This window comes from Streptomyces sp. NPDC047061, from assembly GCF_040643955.1.
In the GTDB taxonomy this organism is placed as follows: Bacteria; Actinomycetota; Actinomycetes; order Streptomycetales; family Streptomycetaceae; genus Streptomyces.
Genome location: NZ_JBEYVI010000002.1, coordinates 51,497 through 71,316, shown reverse-complemented (window position 1 = coordinate 71,316; position 19,820 = coordinate 51,497). Strand labels below are relative to the sequence as shown.

Genomic DNA, 19,820 nt, shown 5'->3' with positions numbered 1-19,820 from the left:
ATGCGCTGTCGCCAAAGCTAACGGGAACGCAGTAACTGGCTACCGGATCGCCAGCGTCAGGGAATCTCCAAGGCTCGTCGATATCCGCTCGGTGTACGGTCGTAGAGCACCAGCGCCGGGTGCACCTGGCGGTCGCGTACCCGCCCCAGGCTTATCCCGGCCGAGAGCGGCACCGCGAACAGCACGTGCAGGCGCCGCACCTGCTTTGCACTCGCCTCCAGATCCGCGAACAGCGACCGCAGCACCTCCTGGAACTGAGTCAAGGAAACGCGATTGCGCAGCACGTCCGGCGCGGCGGCAACACCAACAGGGCTGATGCGGTACCGGCGCAGTCCGGCGAGCTGGTGTGGGACCTCCTCGGGCTGGATCGTGCCTGAGATGTTCAGCACGAGCACCGCCTCTTGCGCGGGCGGCTGGTCAACGTCGAGGTGGACCGCGAAGCCGACCACAGGCGCTGTCGAAGACCACGACCAGGACTCGTCTTCGCGGTGACGCTGATAGACGTCGGTGGGCACGGTGTCGTCCAGACGGGATCCAAGGTAGACAAGCAGTGGCAGCCGAGCGAAGCCGAAAACACTCAAGTGCGCAACTTTGTCACGGGCGATACCGCGGTTGAGCTGGTTGTCGATGACCTCGTCGATGACGGCGGTGGCTGCCCGGTAGTAGGGCGAGCCTCCAGTCTCCTCGTCGGGGATGTCACGCAGATCGATCGTCATCTCGCCGGCCACGTGGCGCAGGTCGATCTCCACGCCGTGCCGCTCATAGGACTCCAGGAATAGCGGGAACCGGTCCCCGGAAGTGATCACCGCGGTAGCAGCGGTCTGCCGGGTCAGCTCGACTTCCTGGCCACGCACCCGGCCCACCATCCGCAGCACCGTGGTCGCCCGGTCGTCGGCTAGCCCGGTGACGTGCTTGATGCGGTCCTCGTGAGCACGTTTGAGCGCGCGCAGCCGTTCCACGGTGAAAACGTCCAGGGTGCCGGAAGCGTCGATCTCGTCGTGCTCGTCGGCACAAACCAGCATCAAGTTGTCGGCGGTGTCGCGCTCCATCAGGTCGTGTTCACCGCGCGGGGAGCCTGCGGTCTGTTGCTGGCCGACGATGTGTGCCAGCTCACCCTGCCGTACGGTGCGGCCCGTCATCCCACCGTCGAGCAGATACCTGTTGCAGATCGCGCACCGACCACCACTACGCACCCACACCTCCAAGCGCACAGGCGCTGGGATGGCCCGTCTCCCGCCGCCCTGCCCGGCAGCCTTCCTCGCCATACCTTGTCTCCTGTCTCGGAGTGCGCCCGCCGGAACCATTGTGCGTTCCCGTCCACCCGTCACTGATGCCAAGTGCCGCCAGGCATTCGACGACACTGCGGCCCTCTGGACCCTCCAGCCAGCTCTCGATTCCAACACCCCCTTCACAGAACACTCGTTCGAAGTGAAGGATGAGGGTGATCGCGTGTCAGTTCGGCACGTCGCTCGTTAGGCAGCGCAGTCGAAGCGCCGGGTGGGAAAGCGCTGATGACCAGTGTCCACCCGCTACGGGAGGGGACCCATGGGCGATCGCAGCACAATCGAGTGGACCGAGGCGACCTGGAATCCCACCACAGGATGCGACCGGATCTCCCCTGGGTGTGACAACTGCTACGCCTTGACGTTATCCAGGCGCCTCAAGGCCATGGGCGTTGCCAAGTACCAGGCTGACGGGGATCCCAAGACATCCGGCCCGGGCTTCGGCCTCACCCCTCACCCTGACGCACTGGCCATCCCCCGCCAGTGGAGGGCCCCACGGATGGTCTTCGTCAACTCCATGAGCGACCTTTTCCACGCCAAGGTCCCCCTGGACTTCGTCCGGCAGGTCTTCCAGGTGATTGCCGAGACTCCCCAGCACACCTACCAGCTACTGACCAAGAGAGCCCGCAGGCTGCGACGCGTGGCCGGCGAACTCGACTGGCCCTCCAACCTGTGGATGGGCGTCTCCGTCGAAGATGCAGAGCACCTGGATCGTGTCGACGACCTTCGACAAGTTCCCGCAGCCGTGCGCTTCCTGTCCTGCGAGCCGCTTCTCGGTCCGCTTACCGGTCTGCAACTGGACGGCATCGGTTGGGTTATCGCCGGAGGCGAGTCCGGGCCCCACCATCGCCCCGTACAGGAGGAGTGGCTGGTGGAAATCCGCGACGCCTGCAACCACGCTGAAGTGCCCTTCTTCTTCAAGCTTCTCTGCACCAAGCCGAAGGGGACGGCCACAGTTGGTGGTGCATGGTGAGTACCGGAACGGCTATCGAGTGGACCGAAGTCACCTGGAATCCGGCGACCGGGTGCGATCGCATCTCGCCGGGCTGCGATCACTGCTACGCGCTGAACCTGGCGAAGCGGCTGAAGGCCATGGGGCAGGCGAAATACCAGCACGACGGTGATCCGCGGACCAGCGGCCCTGGGTTCGGAGTCACGGTGCACGAGGAGGCCTTGTTCGAGCCGTTGCGGTGGCGTCGGCCGCGCAAGGTGTTCGTGAACTCCATGAGCGACATAGGCCACGCCCGTGTCCCTGCGGAGTTCGTGGCCAGGACCTTCGCGACGATGGCGGTGGCATCACGGCACCAGTTCCAGGTACTCACCAAGAGGCCGCGGCGTCTGCGGCGTCTGCTGGAATCGCAGAAGTTCGTAGATGCGGTATGGGCCGAAATGACACGATTGTCAGAGGACGATGCCGTTCCGCTGGCCAGGCGTGAACGCGAGGACGTGCGCAAGCGTGTGGCCAACTGGAACGCCTTGAGTTCGTGGCCGCTGCCCAATGTCTGGATCGGCACGTCGATCGAGGCGGATGAGTACTGCTGGCGGGCTGACGAGCTGCGGGTTATCCCGGCTGCCGTCCGGTTCCTGTCGCTGGAGCCGCTGCTTGGACCAGTGCCGTCCTTGGAGCTGTCGCGGATCGACTGGGTGATCGTCGGCGGCGAAAGCGGCCCGGCTCACCGGCCGCTGGACCTGGCTTGGGTCCGTGACATTCGAGACCAGTGTGTCGATCTTCGGGTAGCTCTGTTTTTCAAGCAGGTCGGTGGGCTGACCCCGAAGGCCGGCGGCCGTCTGCTTGATGGCCGGACCTGGGATGAATACCCCACTACGGCGGTCGTGGCGGGGTATGAAAGTGGGTTCTGAGAAGCCATCACAGGTCAAGTGAAAGGGGCGCGCGGGCGGTCGATCACCCACTCGTTTCCTGTGGCTTAATCACGTCGGCGCCCGCCTGACATTGCCTTTGCGTGGATTAGCTAGAGCCTGCTGCGCCGAGTTGGGTGTCTCGCCAGGTCCAGACAGGTGAGGGGCTGCCGTTGGGCTCACGTCCGAATCTCAACAGCCGCGCGACGGTTTTCGCGTCTGCTGCCTTGCGAGCCCATTGGTGGAAGAACTCTCGTGACGCGCCCACGTCGGTAGCCCGGTTCAGTAACATCCATGCAGCCTGCTCTTCGCCAACCTTGTGCAGTGCCTTAATCACGGTGTCGATATCTCCAGGATATTCAAGGGGAAGGGGCATTTCGCTGGCTGCCCGGGCAGCCAGCGCCTGTACGGCCTGATCCCCATTGACATTGTGCAGGCCTTCGAGTATCCATTCGACTGCCACAGGCATGTCAAGCGGCACGTGGGCCACTAGGTTGCGAGAATGCAGCAGGTCCACGGTGGCCTGGCGCGTGGCGGCCTTTTCGCGAGTGTCAAAGGCGGGGTTCGGTGCCCGCAGTTCCGTGAGTAGTTCTCTGACGTTCGCGAAGTTGTCCAGGGGTACGTGTGCGGCTGCCTGCAGAGCCTCAGCGTTCACCCGCTCCCAGTCGCCATGTACGGCGTCATAAATGACTGCATTGTGTAGGCGTGTGAGGTCAAGGTCAGCGATGGGGCCCCGCCGGGTGGGCAGGCGGTGTGCCAGCATGTCTGCCTCTTGGCGCGCGCCAAACAGGCGCAGCGTCCTCAGGAGGGTGAGGACGCCGTCGAGATCCGTGACGGCGACTTGGGTGGCTGCCCTCGCGGAGACAGCCTTTGCCTCCTGGCTTGCGCCGATGAGATGCAGTGTGTCGATCAGGTAGTGGGTAGCTACGGGATCGTCGAGTTTGCCATCGGCAGCGACCCGCGCGGCTAATCTCTCAGCCGCTTCGACCGCGCCCGCTCTCCGTAGGGCACGCAGCAAGAGGCCAACGTCTGCCGGATTACTGAGCACGGCGTGGGCGGCTGGGTCGCGCGCCAACAAGGCCGATTCAGCATCGTGCGCCTCCAGGAGCGCCAGCACGTTCAACAGTTCGGCCACGCCCTGCGGGGCGGCGACGGAGACGCAGGCAGCGGGGCTGCGCGCCAGGAGAGCCGTGACGGCCTTGACAGCGCGACGAGAGTCGGTGAGACGCAGTTCACGCAAGAGATTGGCTACGCCCCATGGGTCATGGAAAGCGGTGTGGGCTGCGAGGTCACGATCCAGCAGCACCGCAATAGCCTTATGGGCCTCTACTCTGCGCAAGTTGTAAAGCAAATGTGCGATGACGAGCGGATCGTCAAGGGCGATATGGGCGGCAGTCCAGTGCGCGGCGTCATTGATCGCACGCCGACCGAGCGGGCGGATGGCATCGAACAGTGTTGTAGCGGCCAGGCCGCTACCGGCGGAAAGCGCCTTGCGGCTGAGTCGAGCTGCGTGCCTGCTCAAGCCGATGTTGTAAGCCAATACGGCTGGACCCGTCAACTCGCATGGGTCTGAGGCATGCTCGGCCAACGCGTCCCAAAGGGAGGTGGGGGCTATCACCGTCTTGCGCTGGGTATGGCCATACTGGTCGAGATAATCGGCCAGCCTGTAGCCGGCAACCCCGGCGCCCTCCGTAGGCGGTATAGGTTCCAGCGCCCGCACCGTGCCCTGAAGTTCCACTGCGGCGTATTCCAGCGCTTCCTCTGGCCAGGATGCCGGCAGCATGGTCCGCTGGCGGGCGGTCAGATACCCGGGGGCTGCGGCGATCAGAAGTTCCCGGGAGATCAATCCGGAGTACCCGTAACGGCTGGCATCCATCGCCGCGGTGATCACTGCGCATCCCGACGGGTCGGCCTCGGGGCCCTGGTAGTGCTCCAGCAGGGCGGGTACTCCGGCCAGGTATTGGGCGACCTGTCCCGGGGTCCCGGCATCGTGAGCAGCATGCACGGCCTGTGTCAGGGCCCGGTCTGTCACTCGCGCAACCTTGCTCAGGTCAGCAGCGTCGAAGGTGTCGGACACGTCGATCACAGCGCCCCGCCCTGGATCCACCGCAGACAGGGCCCGCACCTCGGACAGGCCGATCAGCAGCCCCCGCATCTCGTTGCCCGTAATTGGCCCGTCTGTCCCAGGGCGTCGGTATGCCGTGTACAGCTGCCAGAACTGCGGCCACAGGCTGGTCAGCGCGATGACTCGACCATCGCCGGACAACGCCTCGCCCAGTCGCGCCAGCACTTGCGGGCCACCCGGCTGATCGGCATACTCGCGCAACTCATCGAGCCACAGCACCGTGCACGGCGCGACCCCCGCATCCAACCGCTCGGCTAGGGTGGCCGCCGTGCGCGGATAATCCACAAGCCAGCCATCCAGGCACGCGGCCACCGCTTCGTACGCGGCACGTGTCTTGCCGGCCGAGGACATACCGCGCAGCACCACCAGGCGGCTACGCGGCGAGGTCGGGTCCAGCACCGCGCGCAGCAGCGCGTCGTGGCTGCGCTGCACATAGGTCGGCAACGACCCGCCGAGCGCTTTGTGCACCCCCAACTCAATCGGATCCCACGCCCGAATCGGTCGCCCGCGTGGTCTGGCCGGGGGTGGGGATGCGATGTAGACGAAGTTGTTGGCAGCGAAGGCGCCATAGGAGGCGTTGACGGAGATATGAGGATGTGGACGTTGGACTGGTAGGCGGTCCTTGTCCTGGGGCGGCACGACGCCGGGCACGGTCAGCCCTGGGACGGTCCCGGCTGCGGAGGGTTTCCCAGGGTCACGTTCCCCATGTTCAAGGCGGCCGCGGAGTTGTCGCGGGCCTCGATGTGTACGTTCCCGCTGACGGCCTGCCCGCCATCCCCCGCCGATGCTGTTCCGGCGGTGTGCACTATGGCTTCCAGTTGTTGTACAGCCTGGTTCAGGGCTTGGGCGAAGCCTAGATCATCCTGTGCAGCGTCCTCCAGGGCGAGTTGCACGCGCTGCCGGGTACGGTCGCTGAGCTGGTCCTGTCCTGCCTCGGCCTCCTCGGCCAGCCTGCGCAGCGCTGGGTCTTCCCCCAACTTGCGGCTGATCAGTCCGTGGAGCCGGTCCATTCCGGCGTCCAGCGTGCGATCTACCTCTTGATCTGCTCGACCCGCCACCCGCTTGGCCTTACCGACCAAATACGCGAATACGTATCCGACCGCGATCTCTATCCCCGTCATTCGAACCCCAGAGAGTCATTGACTATGTCTCAGAGAGTACGCGCTGCGGTTCCCCAGAGCGGGCCGATCGCTCAACTGACCGGGCCTTGTGCAACATGCCGCTGGGGTCCTCTATCGCGACGAACTGCTACGCGGTGTCACCGCCCAACCTGCCGAGACTTTCCGTCACGCCACCGAGCTCAGCGCGGGCGAGGGCCACGACCAGTAGGACGTGCCCCTCGCCTTACTGATCAACGGCCTCGCACGCCTAGTCCACCACGGCCGGGGCGTTGCCCAGACAGGCTGGGCATGCCCAGGCTCACCCTGCCTGTGGAAGCGGCCCGGTGGGCCTGGGCGCGCTTGCTGCGCAAGAAAGTCAAGGTCAGGCTCAGGCCCTCGACCTCACCGCGCCAGCCCTCGTCGATCGCGCGCTGGCGCCGAGCGAGCAGGTCGGTCTCCAACTCGTCGAGGCGGGCCAGCATCTTCGGGTTGACCGACAGCATCGGGCATCGGATGCAGGCGTGCTCGTGCGCGCAGGGCGTGCCGTAGGGGCGTCCGCAGGAGCCGAGTTCGACCTTGCGTTTGTCGAAGTGCTCCTGGAAATCATTCCACTCTTCGTTGGTCGGCTGGCGGTACTCGGTTGGGGGCCGCTTGGCCCGGCGGCGGTCGAGGAATTCGGTGTAGTGGGCGATGACGTCCTCGTCGAAGACGGCGACGTAGCCGCGGGTGGTCTGGATGTCGAGGTGGCCGAGCAAGGCCGCGCCGATGTGGATGGGCAGTCCGTTGTTGACCAGGTCGGTGGCGAACAACCTCCGGAAGTCGTGCGGGGCGAAGCGGATCTCGGCGAACTCCGGATGAGTGGGGATTAGGGCCTTGGCGGCGTCGAGGACGATCTGGCGTACCCCACTGACCGACAGAGCCCGCGGAGTCCCGCTTTGTACTCGCTGAAAGAGGTAGGGCAGCGGCTCGCACCAGGTGCGTTCGCTCTGGTCGTAACGGGGGCAGACCGGCACGGTCCCGTGCTCCTCGCGGTGGCGGCGGATGATCTGCGCGGTGACATGGAACAGTTCCGCGGACATGGGGATGACGCGCTCACGGTCGCTCTTGGACGGGCTGACCACCAGCAGGGCGACGACCTCGCCGTTGGGGCGCTGATATTGCCGGACGCTCAGGTGGGTCAGCTCGACGAGTTCCTCGCGACGCAGGCCAGCCAGGCGCAGGGTCTCCACCACGGCCCACTGCCAGAAGGCGCTGTTCTCCTCGTAGGCCAGGCGTACCAGTTCGCCGGTGTCCCTGTTGATCACCCGGATCGGTTCGGAGCCGAGAAGCTCAGGTCGGCGCGCGGTGGCCTTGCTGGCGGCGCGCTGCCAGATGACGCCGTCGACGGTGAACTGCTCACCCAGCCGGGCTTGCTTCGCCGCGTCCAGCAGGGTCCGCAAGCGCTGCCATTCAGTGGTGACGTGCTCGGAGAGGATCGCCAGCAGCGGCTGGCGCTCGCGGGTGCGGTTGGCCATCCGCTCCCGCAGGCGGCGTCGGCGGATGTGGAACCAGCGCAGATCCGCGTCCCGGACCGGGCAGGGAGCCACCCAGCGTCCCCAGCGTTCTGGCTCGGCCGCCGACCAGGTCTGCAGGTCCAGGTAGAAGGCGCGGACGGCCAGGAACGGACCGTCGATGTGCTGGCGGGGCTTGCCGTCCTGGCGGACGAGCAACCGTTCCTTCCAGGCCTGGACGATCTCTTCGCTCAGCCGCAGGTCGGACTGGTCCGGGTTGATCTCTTCGACGATCTTCCAGAAGTACCGGACCAGATTGCGCACCAGGTTGTCCAGGGTGCCGTAGTCGACCTCGACGGCGCGGCGGCGGATGTAGTCGACCAGCAGGTCACGGATCTCGCGGTTGCGCACCGGGTGGCGGTCGACCAGGTCGTCGACGGATTGGCGGCCGCGGATCCTGGCGTCCTGCAAGGTCTGCGGGACCCAGGCCGGCAGGACGCCCATGGCGCGCAGCAACGGCCAGGCGCCGGCGATCCCGCATCCGGGATGGGCGTTGGCGTAGTGCACCAGCGCGCCCGGGGTCAGGTCGGCCAGACCGATCCCGTAGACGGTCAGGGCCCGGCACAGATGCCGGATCGCACTCTTGCGTCCGTCGGCGCTGACCGGGTGCCGCTGTAGCCGGCCGATAAACTCCTCCAGAAGCGGATCACGGCTGAGGGCCAGGAACTTCTCGGTGTACTGCGGAGAGTTGGTCGCCCGCAACGCGTCCTCGGTCGGCTGGATCAGCCGCATGGCGAAGGCGATCCCGGCAGCCCGAGTGAGTCGGCTGCGCCACTTGGGGTCGCCGTCGGCGAGGTCGGAGACGGCCCGGCCGGGCCGGTTGAGACCGGCCGCTTCCCATCGCTCCTGCCAGCTCTCCCCAGGCTCGGAGGCTATCTGCTGCAGCAGGTGACGCATGCCGTGCTTGTAGTCGGCCCGGGCACTGCGGCTGACGTCGGCGAACTCCTCGGCGACCAGCGCGACGATCTGGTCGATCGAGGCCGACGACAGCTCCCCGAGCGGCCGTGGCAGCCGGTCCGGTAGCTGTGGCCGTTCCGGCACGATCTGCGTTAGCTGCCCGTCCGGCAGCGGCATACCGGGCTCGGCGGCATGGCGGCGGATCCGGTTCGAGGTCAGGTGCGGGCGCATGTTCGGCCCGACCGCGCTATCGGTCACCGAAGACCGCCGCAATGTCGTCGGCGTCGTACTTCGCTGACCACCGGGCCGGCTCTGCGGGCCGCTGATAGTGCTCGGCTAGCTGATCGAGCAGGTCGTCCAGGCGCACTGCCGTGTAGAGGGCGGTGGTGATGAGATGCGCGTGCCGCAGGATGGTCTGCACCTCCACCAGTGTCAGCGCCGGGTCACGAGCCATCCGGGTCGCCGCGGTATGCCGAAGATCGTGCAGCGTCCAGTTCGTGCCCAGCTGCTCGTCGGCGCGCTGAAGGATCCGTCGCGCCGCCCAGTAGCTCAACGGCCTCGGCTCGCCCCGCCGGGTGCGCCAGACGGGATCGCCACCCGCTGGCAAGCCCGCTCCCTCGAGGTAGCCGGCCAGGTAGGCCAGGGCTTCCGGGGAGACGGGGACCGCCTGCCTCAGCCGGGTCCCCTTGGAGATCACCCACAGCTGTCCCTTGGTCCATTCGACGTCTCCGAGCTGGACGCCCAACAGCTCCGAAGCGCGGGCCCCCGAGGAGACGTAGCAGGCCAGCAGGGCCCGGTCACGGATACACCGCATCGCGGCGAACAGCTCCTCCCACTGCGAGTCGGGGATCGCCCGCGGCTGACGGGCCGGGACCTTCGGCCGCAGCCGTGCCCGCCGATGCAGCCTGGCGGGCTCGATCGGCGACACGTGCGCCAAAGCCCGTCGGCGGGATCTACTGTCCGGCACCGGGTTGACCACAGGGCCTCGGCCGAAGTGCAGGTGGAAGGCGTAGAAGCCGTGCACCACCGACAGGTTGTGCGCGATGGTACGCGGCGCATACCCGGACCCCAGACTCAGCTTGCCGGTCTTCGGATTGACGGTGCCGGCCGCCAACGCATCCATGCGGCGACGTCGCCGCTGCGGATTCGGCGCCGACCGCAGCCACCCCACCAGCGTGGCGGTCTCGGCCTCGGTGGCCTGCTCCCATCCGACGTCGACCGCCCACAGCAGTCTGAACCACCGCAGCAGATCGTGACCGTAGCTCCGACAGGTCAGCGGGCTCACATCGCCAAGGAACAGATCCCGCAGGTACAGGCTTACCGGCTCGATCTCCCGACTCGCTCCATCGACCACCACGTACGGCAGGGACGCTGCCCTGCCCTCAACCACGGCGCCGACCCGCGGCAAATCCGCCCGGCCGTCGATCAAGTCCCGATGCGCACCAGTGAACTCAGCATTCCCAGACATGAGGACAGATGCTTCATGCCCTTGCCAACTGATCGCCAGCAGAACAACCAGATAGTGCAGTCAACGGAGCAATGGGGTGGCCGCAGCCCGAAGTCAGGGGGCCGCGAACTCGACGGGGCGACCTGGGACGAGATGCCACCCCGACTGCCTGCCGCAGCCCATTAACGGCCAAAGTCCAGCAGACGCCGTACGCACTCTGGTGGCATATAGCAACGGTGTGTGACCCTCTCCCCAGCGAGGCCGACGGGAGTAGGGGGACCGATCGTGGCCGTACCGAAGGATGCCGTGTGGGAACGCGATCCGCACACGGCGGCCAAACATGACTTACTGAAGCAGTACTTGGCGGCATGGGCGCCGATTCTGCTGTCACGACTCGACGTGATCAGTTACGCCGAAGGCTTCGCGGGTGCCGGCGTCTACAAACAGCGCGAGCCCGGCTCCCCGGTCATCGCTTACGAAGTCTTCGCCGACGCTCTGCACCGGTTCCCGAAACGTATGCGGGTGATCCTCATGGAGGAGGACGCCCGGCGCGTCAAAGAGTTACAGCGCCAGATGGAGCTCGCCCGCTCCCGGCAAACGGACGACATCACCAAACGAATAGCGGTCGACATACGTCACGGAGATTTCCACCCGGCCCTCGTGCAGAGGCTGCGGAGCATCGGCGCATTGGGGAAGCCTCTCTTCGTCCTGTTGGACAGCTTCGGTGGACCCGACATCCCCTTCTCGCTCCTCCAGGAGCTGGGGCGCCATCCCAGCACCGAAGTGATGGTGACCTTCGAGCCCAGCTTCCTCACCCGGTTCGCCGAGAGGCACGACGGCCACCGCCAACTCGGCGACGAAGCCTTCGGAAGCCAGGAGTGGCAAGGCGTCTTCCAGCAGCCGCCGTCAGGCAAGTTCACCTTCCTACGCGAGCAATACCGGAACACGCTGCGCCAGGCCGGCTTCACGCACACGCTGTACTTCGAGATGGTCGACGAGGGCGGCAGGATGCTCTACCTGATCTTCGGCACCCAGCACGAACTGGGGCTGGAGAAGATGAAGGACGTCATGTGGAGGGTGGACCCTTCCTATGGCGTCCGCTACCGCGACCCCAGGGACACTCAACAGCAGATGCTCGACCTCGTATTCGAACCGGATACGGCTCCGCTGCGACGGATCCTGCACGACTTCATCTCCGAAACGCCCGATGGGCGAACCATCCCCGAGCTCAAGCGATACGCCCTCTTGGAAACCGTCTATCGGCCCTCCCAAGTGATCGAGGCCGTCCGACAGTTGCGCGAGGCGGGGGCCGTGACAACGGAACCTCGTGCCATCAACTCCAAGACGCGAGTGCGCCTGGCGGTGACACCGCCCACTACCCGTCCGTCAGCCGAGCAAGGCGCTCTCTGGTGAGAGGCCGCGAGGGCACATCCAGGGCACATGAGCCCGGGAAACAGCGTTGACCCGTGAGAACTACGGAGAGGAGTTTTCCCAGGTCAACCCACGCTTTCCAGCGAAGCCCCAGGTCAGCCACCTCCCCCTCCCAATCGCTGCACGAGTGGCAGGACTTCTCGCACCGGCTGCATGAGGCGGGGCATCAGCCGTACTGCCTGGTGTGGCCCTGAGCCGGGGTTTCCTGCGGGGCGGGCGGGGTCTTCGGGCCTCGCCCTTTTTGGTGCCGGGGCGGGTCGTCAGGCGGCCACACGACCCCCGGTGGTCACACGGTGGCCGTACCGGTGCTCGGCCGGGCCACCACGAGATCGGCGAGTCGGAACGGAGCCGCCGGTACCGACGCTCAGGCGTGCGGGACCGGTGCAGCGCCGTCAGCCGAGGGCGTCGAGCAACTCGCGCTCGCGCTGCGCGCTGAGGCCCGCACGCCTTTCCCGGTCCAGCCCCTGCTCGCGTTCCCAGCGCAGCGTGTCGGCCAGCATCTGCGCCGTGGGCCGGTGACGCAGCCCCGCGGCGCGCGCCGCGGACCCGGCCCGGGCCGACCACCCCTCCCAGCCCGGCTCGACCAGCCACATCGCCAGCGATTCAGGCCCCATGTACTGGGCCACGCCGTTGGCGAGCAGCCACGCCGACTCGGCGGTGACCACCGGACCGGTGTGCCCGCCGGCGGCGCGGGACAGCTCGATCCACTCTTCGAACGGAACGACCGGACCGACGGCGTCGTACGTGCCGGTGGTTCCCGCCTCCGCACAGTGGAGCAGCCAGGAGGTCAGGTCCCGCACGTCGACCACCTGGGTGGGCAGGGCCGGTGTGTCGGGGACCAGCATCGGCCCGCGCGGATCGCGGGCGGCGCGGGCGGCCCAGTAGCCGGAGCGCCCGCTGTGATCGCCCGGCCCGCCGATGAGCCCGGCCCGTGCGATGAGGAGGCGGTCGCCCACAGCGGCCGTCGACGCGTGTTCGCAGGCGACCTTCGCCTCGCCGTACAACTCGCGGTCGACCTCGCTCCGGTCGGTCGGGGCGAGCAGGGCCGCGGACTCGTCCGCCCCCGGCGTGGCGTGGGAGGTGTAGGCGTTGCCGGACGAGACATACACCCAGTGCCCGGCCTTGCCGCCCAGCGCGTCGAGCGCTCCACGGACGAAGCCCGGCTGCCATGACACCTCGACGACCGCGTCCCACACGCGGTCGAGCAGGGGCTGGTACGCCGACGGGTCGCGCCGGTCGGCGGCGACCAGTGTCGCTCCGTCCGCGACCTCTCCGCTCTCACCACGCGCGAGGCAGGTCACCCGATGGCCGCGTTCGACCGCCAGCCTCGACAGCTCCCGACCCACCCATGCCGTACCGCCCAGAACCAGGATCTCCATGCCGACACACAAGCACCGGGATCACCGCCCGGCCAGGCGGATTCGCTGACAGCAGACGGCCGGCCACTGGTTCCGCCTCGTCCCCCGGGCAATGGCGTCGGCCCGCCGAGGCATCCGCACACCCGATCGCGACGTCGCGTCGGACTACTGGCAGGGTGTCGTCGACGCGGGCGGTGGAAGGCGACGCCTTCACCTGTAGACCGCCGGCCCGCCGGACCGCCGGCCCCGCTGCCCCAGTGGCTCCCGGTGAGCGCATCCCGCCCGGAGCCCGGCCGCGGCCGCCGTCGCGCTGCCGAGGCGGGCAGAGCGGATCGTTGTCAGTACCGGCTGGCATGATCCGCGACATGGATTCCCGCCTCGTCTTCGCCGACCTCGACCGAGTGGACTGGTCGCGGCTCTGCCATGCCTACGGCTCCGCGGAGGACGTCCCGGCGCTGCTGCGGGATCTCGCGTCCCCGGTGGAGGAGACCGCCGCGGAGGCGGAGCAGGAGTTGTGGAGCAGCATCGTCCACCAGGGCACGGTCTACCCGGCGACCGCGCCCGCGGTGCCCTTCCTGGCGCGACTCGTCGCCGAAGGCGTGCGCCGAAGCGCCTTGGTGGGCATGCTCGGTGTGATCGCCGGGAGCGTCGACGAGCACGACCTGCCGGTGCCCGGCGCGGCCCGCGGCGCCGTCGCGGCACAGCTGGGGCTGCTCCTGCCGCTGCTCGCGGACGACGATCGCGAGGTGCGGCGGACCACGGCGTGGACGGTGGCCCAGTGCCGGTCGGCGGCCGGTCCCGACGCGCGTGCGGCGCTGCGGACCCGCTGGGCGGCGGAGAGCGATCCGGCCGTGCGCGCGGACGTGCTGACGGCCTGTGCGCTCCTGGATCCCGACGCGGCCGAGGAGCTGTGCCCCGCGGTGCTCGCCGGGAACGAGCCGGCGCCGGTTCGGGTTGCGGCGCTGCTGGTCACCGCCGACTGCGGCCTGCCGTGGGACAGGGAGACGACCGCGTGCGTCACGGCATTGGTCCCGTTGGAGCGGCACGGTTTCGGCGCCCTGTGGGAGCGGGAGCCGCTGCACGCGATCGTCGAAGCTCTGCACACACGCGGTGAGACGGACACCGCCATCGACGTGGTCGGCTCCGCGCTCGGGCGGGCCGTGGCACTGCGGCTTCAGGGAAGCGAGCACGGGCAGGCCGCCACCACCGAGGCGCGGTGGGCCGCCGAGGCCCTCGCCCGCCGCTCACGGACCGCCCCGGCACGGCTGCTGCCCGCAGTGCTCCCGCTGCTCGACGATCCGGCCACCGCGGCCGGCGTGATCCCGCTGCTGCGTACCTGGTGTCAGCCGGCCCCGGAGGCGGTCCCGGCCCTGCTTGCCATCGCGCAGGGCGATGGCGAATCGGCCGACGAGGCCCTCGCCGCGCTGGTGTGCCTGGGAGCCCCGGAGGCGACCGGGCTGCTCGCCCGCCACCTGCCCGAGCGGCCCCACGCGCTGATGGCCGCGTACCGCCTCGCGACCGGTGAGACCCGCACGCCGGGTCGTGCCCACACGCCGGGCGAGGACCGGACGCCCCTGCCCTACGATCCTGAGCTGCTCGACGCGCTACGCGTCCGGCTCGCCGCCGAACCGTCCCGCGAGCGCAGATCGGTCTTCGACGGGGGTCTGGCCGCGACCAACGAACCGGTGTACCTGAGCGGGCTGTTGGCCGCCTGGGGCAGGCCGGCCAGGGCGGCCCTGCCGGAGCTGCTCGCCGCGCTGCCGCGCCATCCGCTCCCGGTCAGCCGCGCCTTGGCCGCCGTGGCCGATCCCCGGACCGACGCGCACGTGGTCGAGGCGCTACGAGCCCAGGCTCGACAGGGTCCACCGGCCACGCGTCAGGCGGCGGCAAGCGCACTCCACTCCCTGACCGGCGACGCCGATCCCCTGATCTCCGTACTCTCCGAGCTGCTGGCCGGACGAGGCAACAGCCTGGACCACACCGTCACCGCGGCCGCCTCGCTCGGGGAGGCCGCTCGTCCCTTGCTGCCGCTGCTGCACACGCTGCTGGCGGAACCGCCGCAGTCGCGCGAGACCGTGCCGGCGATCAGGGCAGCGCTCGGGGCCGCAGCGCTGGTCTGGGAACTGACCGGAGATGAGCGGGCGGTGCTCCCGGTGATCCGGGAGGGCCTCGCCCGGGCCTCCCAGGCATGGGGACAGGAGACGGTGAAACGCGCCGCCGAAGTCGCCTGCCTGCTCGGTCCCAGAGCCGAGCCGCTCGTCCCCGACCTCCTGCCGCTGCTGGACGATCCGGAACTCTCCCCTGCCCTCGTACTCGCCCTGACCAGCGTCTGTCCCGGGGCCGGCACACTCGCCGGGCTCGCCCGGACGACCCTGGCCGACCGTGTCCTGGCAGCGGCCCGACCGGGCTCGTATGCGCGCTCCGCCTCGGCCGTGCTGAGAGCCTGCGTCGCGCTCGGCCCGACGGCCTTCACCGACGCTCGGCTCGACGTGATCCGCGACCTCGCGGACGGCGACCGGCGCATCGTGGGCGCCGGCCTCCAGGACCGGATCATCCTCGACGACGAACGCTTCCGCGCCGAGGCCCGGAAGGTCCTGGGGACACTGACTGGCAGTGCCTTGAGTTCGTAGGGGCCCTGCGAGGGGGTGTTACAGGCGCCGGGCGGGGGCTGTCGTGCCGGGAGTGCGCCCCAGGGCTGCCTTGGCCTGTCGGGTGCGTTCGTCGGCGAGGACTTCCGTCACGCCCGCTTCGACGGCGGCGAAGGCCTGCTCGGCGATCGATTCCGGGGTGTTCTTGGGACCGGTGACGTGGGCGGCCATGTCCGTGTCGATGTATCCGCAGTGCACGCCGACGACGAGGACGCCGGTGTCGTGGAGTTCGCCGCGGATCCCGTTGGTCAGGGCCCAGGCGGCGGCCTTGGAGGCGCTGTAGGAGCCCATCGCGGGGTTGGTGAACCAGCTCGCGATGGACAGCACGTTGACGATGGCGCCGGGCGGGTTGCTCATGAGCAGCGGGGCGAAGGCACGGCACATGGCGAGCGTGCCGAAGTAGTTGACCTCCATCTCGGTGCGGGCGGCCTCCGGGTCGGGCGCGGCCAGCAAGGGGCTGTCGGTGAGGACGCCGGCGTTGTTGACCAGCAAGGTCACGTCGGAACACGTCTCGGCCGCCGCGGCCACCCGGGCGGGATCGGTGACGTCGAGGCGGACCGGGATCACGCCGGGCTCGCGGACCGACCGCGGGTCGCGGGCCCCGCCGTAGACACGGTGGGCGCCGCGTTGCAGGAGCAGCCGGGCCATCACCTGCCCGAGCCCCCGGTTCGCGCCGGTCACCAGTGCCGTTGCCCCCTGGATCATCAAGGTCTCGACCCCCGTCTCGCCCGGCCGATTCCTCGGCGATGTCCCGATCACGCAGTGGACCATGTGAGATGAACGGCGGTCTCGTGGAACCCGAGAGCGCGATAGAAGTCGGCCGCTCTGCGGGTCGGCACGGTCACCTCGACGTCCTTCGCCTCCCGGGCCCTTGCCTGTGCGGCCCGGATCAGCGCGGAACCCGTACCGCGGCCGCGCAGGGGCTCGGCCACCGTGAGTTCGAGCAGTTCGAGGATCGTTCCGCCGGCGAACAGGGTGGGCATGCGGACCGCGAGCAGGTATCCGACCACGCACGAGTCCTGCTCGGCGACCAGGAACTCGGCGCTGCCGTCCGAGGCGGCCTCGATGATCCGGGGGAACGCGGCGTCGTCGAAGACCACCCGGTCGGGCCGGTAGCTCGTCACGAAACCGCTCAGCAGACGGTAGATGTCATCGGCGTCCGAGGGTGTGGCGTCGCGGATCATCGTCATGCCGGCCCGTCCGCCGTCACCGCAGCCCGGTCCGCGGACAGGGGCATACCCCGACCGGCCGCATCCCCGACTGCGTGGGTGAGGGCGCCGTACCGCGGCCGGGCGGGCCCCGGCAGCGTTCGTGCAGCCGGAGAGCCATCGAGCCAAGCGCGGATCTCCGCCGGACCAACGGGTGCGCACACCTGCATCCCCGGAGATTACCGTGCACGCCAGGGGAGTTGATCGCCGCTCGCGGAGCGGAAGCCGGCCACGCCGCTGCAAGGAACGCCGACGGTGGTACCCGGTGTGAGCGGCCGCTGCAGGTGGTGGCGCGCCGATATGGTCGCTATGCCATGTGCGCGGGGAGGGGGCTGCTGTGACGGGTGACCGTGATCACGTCGATTTCCGGGGCAGCGAGATCTACGGTCCTGTGCTGGGCAAGGGCACTCAGAACAACTACTACGGGACATCCCGGGTTCCGGTCACCTTGCCGCATCTGGTCGGGGTGATCCCGCCGCGGGCGGGCTGTTTCCAGGACCGGGCCGAGGCTGCCCGGCTGGTGGCGACGCTGGCCGCAGGTGGGACCACGGTCGTCAGCTCTGCGGGTGGGGTGCTGGCGGGTGGGGTGCTGGCCGGGATGGGCGGGGTCGGCAAGACCCAGCTGGCCGCCGACTACGCACGTTCCGCTTGGCAGGCGGGTGAGGTGGACGTGCTGGTGTGGATCACTGCCGGCAACGCCACCGAAGCCGCGTCGGGGTATGCGCAGGCGGGCATGGAGATCCTGGGTGCTGAACCCGAAAGGGCGGCGCAGGCGTTTCTGGCCAGTCTGGAGCCTGGGCCGCGGGAGCGGTCGTGGCGGTGGCTGGTGGTGCTGGACGATGTCGCCGACCCTGCCGACCTGAACGGGCTGTGGCCGCCGGCCAGTCCGCACGGGCGGACCCTGGTCACCACCCGCCGCAAGGACGCCGCGCTCACCAACGAGGGCCGGCGTCTGATCGAGGTCGGGTTGTTCACCGAGGCCGAGGCCGTGGACTACCTCACCGCCGCACTGGCCGCCCGGGACCGCACCGAGCCCGCCGGGCAGCTCGCTGCCCTCGCCGCCGAACTCGGGTATCTGCCGCTGGCGCTGTCCCAGGCTGCCGCGTATCTCATCGACACCGGCGTGGACTGTGCCGACTACCGCGGCGTGCTCGCCGACCGCGCTACGAAACTGGCCGACACCGGTCCCGATGCCCTGCCTGACGAGCAGACCCACACCGCTGCCGCCGCGTGGACGGTGTCCATCGAGCGCGCCAACAGTCTCATGCCTGCCGGGTTGGCCCGGCCGCTGCTGCAGCTCACCGCGTTCCTCGACCCCAACGGCATCCCCGACACCGTCCTCACCAGCCGACCCGCTCTCGCCCACCTCACCACGGCCACAGGCCGCGGCCAGGTCACCCCTGCCGAGGTACGGCGTGCGTTGCGGGCGCTGTACAGACTCAGCCTGATCGACCACACCCCCACTACCCCGCATCAGGCGGTCCGGGTCCATCAGCTCATCCAGCGCGCCGTCCGCGACACCCTCACCCCCGATCAACACGATCAGATCGCCCGTACCGCGGCCGACGCCCTGCTCGTCGCGTGGCCCGGCATCGAGAACGACACCGCGCTCGCCCAGGCCCTGCGCGCCAACTCGGCTGCCCTGACCGCGCACGCCGAGAACACACTCCTTCTCCCTGTGGCGCACGACGTGCTGTTCCGGGTCGGCGGCAGCCTCGGTGAGGCGGGCCAGGTCACCGCCGCCCGCGACTACTTCCACCACCTCACCCGCACCACAATCTCCCGGCTCGGTCCCGACCACCCCGACACCCTGTCCACCCGGAACAGTCTCGGCCACTGGCGGGGGGTGGCAGGGGACCCGGAGGGCGCCGCCGCCGCGTACGCCGACCTGCTGGAGGACCGGCTACGGGTACTGGGACCCGACCACCCCGACACCCTTGCCACCCGGCACAACCTCGACGACGGGCAGCGGAGGGCTGAGGAAGGCGGAGAGGGCGGGGAAAGTGTCGACTGATGTTGTGCCGGCATGGAGAAATCCCGCCGTGCGGCCGGCCAGACCGTGGCTCCAAGCGGCACTTCGGTCGGGAGGTCCGGCCGGGATCCCCTTCTCGGCGTCAGCGGATGCGGGCCACTCCCGAGTAGATGCCGCTGCCCTCCGGTTCCGGGGCGGGGGCGGTGGCGAACCATTCCGTCGCCGTCACCAGGCCGGGCGGCACGAGGTCCAGGCCGTCGAAGAAGCGCTCGACCTCCGGGCGGGTGCGGAAGGCGAGCCGGATGCCGCCCCTGGCGTACTCGGCGACGACCTGTTCGACGAGGTCCGGGTACAGGTCGGAGGCGGCGTGCGACAGGATCAGGTAGCTGCCCGACGGCAGCGTGTCGACCAGGGCGCGGACTATGCCGTGGGCGCCCTGCTCGTCGCTGATGAAGTGCATCAGGGCGATGAGGGAGAGCGCGACCGGGCGGTCGAAGTCCAGGACGTGCCGGGCGTGCCGGACGATCGCCTCCGGGTCGCGAACATCGGCCTGGATGTAGTCGGTGGCCCCCTCCGGGCGGCTGATCAGCAGCGCCTCGGCGTGCCGGAGGACGATCGGGTCGTTGTCGGTGTAGACGACCTTGGCCGACGGCACGACGTTCTGCACGATCTGGTGCAGGTTCGGCTCGGTGGGGATTCCGGTGCCGATGTCCAGGAACTGGTCGATGCCCTGCCGCGCGAGCCAGGCGGCCGCCCGGTGCATGAACTGACGGTTCTGCCGGGCGGCGTCCCGCGCCTCGGCCGGCAGCTTCTCACCGACCGCCTCGTCGACCGGGTAGTTGTCCTTGCCGCCGAGCAGCCAGTCGTAGACCCGCGCGGGATGCGCCCTGCTGGTGTCGATCGGCGGAGACGGCTGTGGGCCGGTCGTCGTCATGGCAACTCCA

14 protein-coding genes are annotated in these 19,820 nt (G+C 68.9%); 5 read left to right on the top strand and 9 right to left on the bottom strand.

The genetic code is table 11. The features are described 5' to 3' along the window. Nucleotides 1-56: 56 nt before the first annotated feature. The gene (locus tag ABZ887_RS03680) at nucleotides 57-1,139 is read right to left on the bottom strand and encodes an SAVED domain-containing protein (RefSeq protein ID WP_361282558.1); all 1,083 of its coding nucleotides are present in this window, start codon (nucleotides 1,137-1,139) and stop codon (nucleotides 57-59) included. 406 nt (nucleotides 1,140-1,545) lie between these two features. Here ABZ887_RS03680 and ABZ887_RS03675 point away from each other — a divergent pair, with 406 nt between their 5' ends. Beyond that, a complete protein-coding gene (locus tag ABZ887_RS03675) occupies nucleotides 1,546-2,256 on the top strand; it encodes a phage Gp37/Gp68 family protein (protein WP_361282556.1) in 711 nt (236 codons plus the stop codon). After that, on the top strand, nucleotides 2,250-3,143 hold the full coding sequence (locus ABZ887_RS03670; protein WP_361282554.1) for a phage Gp37/Gp68 family protein: 894 nt from the start codon (nucleotides 2,250-2,252) through the stop codon (nucleotides 3,141-3,143). The genes ABZ887_RS03675 and ABZ887_RS03670 overlap by 7 nt, the downstream gene beginning before the upstream one ends. A 106-nt stretch (nucleotides 3,144-3,249) precedes the next feature. Here the strand turns inward: ABZ887_RS03670 and ABZ887_RS03665 are convergent, their stop codons facing one another. The 4 genes from ABZ887_RS03665 to ABZ887_RS03650 all read right to left on the bottom strand — a co-directional run bounded on the left by ABZ887_RS03665 (nucleotide 3,250) and on the right by ABZ887_RS03650 (nucleotide 10,241). Next, nucleotides 3,250-5,733: a hypothetical protein gene (locus ABZ887_RS03665; RefSeq protein WP_361282552.1), complete on the bottom strand. Its 2,484-nt coding sequence runs from the start codon at nucleotides 5,731-5,733 to the stop codon at nucleotides 3,250-3,252. A 185-nt stretch (nucleotides 5,734-5,918) separates the two neighbouring features. Then, the gene (locus ABZ887_RS03660; RefSeq protein ID WP_361282550.1) at nucleotides 5,919-6,386 is read right to left on the bottom strand and encodes a hypothetical protein; all 468 of its coding nucleotides are present in this window, start codon (nucleotides 6,384-6,386) and stop codon (nucleotides 5,919-5,921) included. Between the two features lie 230 nt (nucleotides 6,387-6,616). Further along, nucleotides 6,617-9,070, bottom strand: a complete 2,454-nt coding sequence (locus ABZ887_RS03655; RefSeq protein WP_361282548.1) for a site-specific integrase — start codon at nucleotides 9,068-9,070, stop codon at nucleotides 6,617-6,619. After that, nucleotides 9,060-10,241 carry a tyrosine-type recombinase/integrase gene (locus ABZ887_RS03650; RefSeq protein WP_361282546.1) on the bottom strand — a complete coding sequence of 394 codons (1,182 nt, stop codon included), beginning with the start codon at nucleotides 10,239-10,241 and terminating at the stop codon, nucleotides 9,060-9,062. The genes ABZ887_RS03655 and ABZ887_RS03650 overlap by 11 nt, the downstream gene beginning before the upstream one ends. Before the next feature lie 303 nt (nucleotides 10,242-10,544). Between ABZ887_RS03650 and ABZ887_RS03645 the strand changes: the two genes are divergently transcribed. Continuing rightward, nucleotides 10,545-11,672: a three-Cys-motif partner protein TcmP gene (locus ABZ887_RS03645; RefSeq protein WP_361282544.1), complete on the top strand. Its 1,128-nt coding sequence runs from the start codon at nucleotides 10,545-10,547 to the stop codon at nucleotides 11,670-11,672. A gap of 410 nt (nucleotides 11,673-12,082) precedes the next feature. Here the strand turns inward: ABZ887_RS03645 and ABZ887_RS03640 are convergent, their stop codons facing one another. Then, the gene (locus ABZ887_RS03640) at nucleotides 12,083-13,069 is read right to left on the bottom strand and encodes an NAD-dependent epimerase/dehydratase family protein (RefSeq protein WP_361282542.1); all 987 of its coding nucleotides are present in this window, start codon (nucleotides 13,067-13,069) and stop codon (nucleotides 12,083-12,085) included. A 344-nt stretch (nucleotides 13,070-13,413) separates the two neighbouring features. Between ABZ887_RS03640 and ABZ887_RS03635 the strand changes: the two genes are divergently transcribed. Further along, nucleotides 13,414-15,678 (top strand): hypothetical protein, encoded by a 2,265-nt coding sequence (locus ABZ887_RS03635; RefSeq protein ID WP_361282540.1) that lies wholly within the window; start codon nucleotides 13,414-13,416, stop codon nucleotides 15,676-15,678. A gap of 18 nt (nucleotides 15,679-15,696) precedes the next feature. On the opposite strand, the gene ABZ887_RS03630 is transcribed toward ABZ887_RS03635, so the two are convergent. Next, nucleotides 15,697-16,401, bottom strand: coding sequence for an SDR family oxidoreductase (locus ABZ887_RS03630; protein WP_361282538.1), 705 nt, complete (start codon nucleotides 16,399-16,401; stop codon nucleotides 15,697-15,699). A 50-nt stretch (nucleotides 16,402-16,451) separates the two neighbouring features. Then, nucleotides 16,452-16,886, bottom strand: coding sequence for a GNAT family N-acetyltransferase (locus ABZ887_RS03625; protein WP_361282536.1), 435 nt, complete (start codon nucleotides 16,884-16,886; stop codon nucleotides 16,452-16,454). Nucleotides 16,887-17,241: 355 nt separating this feature from the next. Between ABZ887_RS03625 and ABZ887_RS03620 the strand changes: the two genes are divergently transcribed. Then, nucleotides 17,242-18,918 (top strand): tetratricopeptide repeat protein, encoded by a 1,677-nt coding sequence (locus ABZ887_RS03620; RefSeq protein WP_361282534.1) that lies wholly within the window; start codon nucleotides 17,242-17,244, stop codon nucleotides 18,916-18,918. Nucleotides 18,919-19,018: 100 nt separating this feature from the next. Here ABZ887_RS03620 and ABZ887_RS03615 read toward each other — a convergent pair whose 3' ends face one another. After that, nucleotides 19,019-19,810, bottom strand: coding sequence for an SAM-dependent methyltransferase (locus ABZ887_RS03615; RefSeq protein WP_361282532.1), 792 nt, complete (start codon nucleotides 19,808-19,810; stop codon nucleotides 19,019-19,021). Nucleotides 19,811-19,820: the final 10 nt, after the last annotated feature.

Excerpts from the sequence above, each read along its gene's own strand:
- ABZ887_RS03680 (WP_361282558.1), bottom strand. The coding sequence starts at position 1,139 with ATGACGGGCCGCACCGTACGGCAGGGTGAGCTGGCACACATCGTCGGC.
- ABZ887_RS03675 (WP_361282556.1), top strand. The coding sequence starts at position 1,546 with ATGGGCGATCGCAGCACAATCGAGTGGACCGAGGCGACCTGGAATCCC.
- ABZ887_RS03670 (WP_361282554.1), top strand. The coding sequence starts at position 2,250 with ATGGTGAGTACCGGAACGGCTATCGAGTGGACCGAAGTCACCTGGAAT.
- ABZ887_RS03660 (WP_361282550.1), bottom strand. The coding sequence starts at position 6,386 with ATGACGGGGATAGAGATCGCGGTCGGATACGTATTCGCGTATTTGGTC.
- ABZ887_RS03640 (WP_361282542.1), bottom strand. The coding sequence starts at position 13,069 with ATGGAGATCCTGGTTCTGGGCGGTACGGCATGGGTGGGTCGGGAGCTG.
- ABZ887_RS03635 (WP_361282540.1), top strand. The coding sequence starts at position 13,414 with ATGGATTCCCGCCTCGTCTTCGCCGACCTCGACCGAGTGGACTGGTCG.
- ABZ887_RS03630 (WP_361282538.1), bottom strand. The coding sequence starts at position 16,401 with ATGATCCAGGGGGCAACGGCACTGGTGACCGGCGCGAACCGGGGGCTC.
- ABZ887_RS03625 (WP_361282536.1), bottom strand. The coding sequence starts at position 16,886 with ATGACGATGATCCGCGACGCCACACCCTCGGACGCCGATGACATCTAC.
- ABZ887_RS03615 (WP_361282532.1), bottom strand. The coding sequence starts at position 19,810 with ATGACGACGACCGGCCCACAGCCGTCTCCGCCGATCGACACCAGCAGG.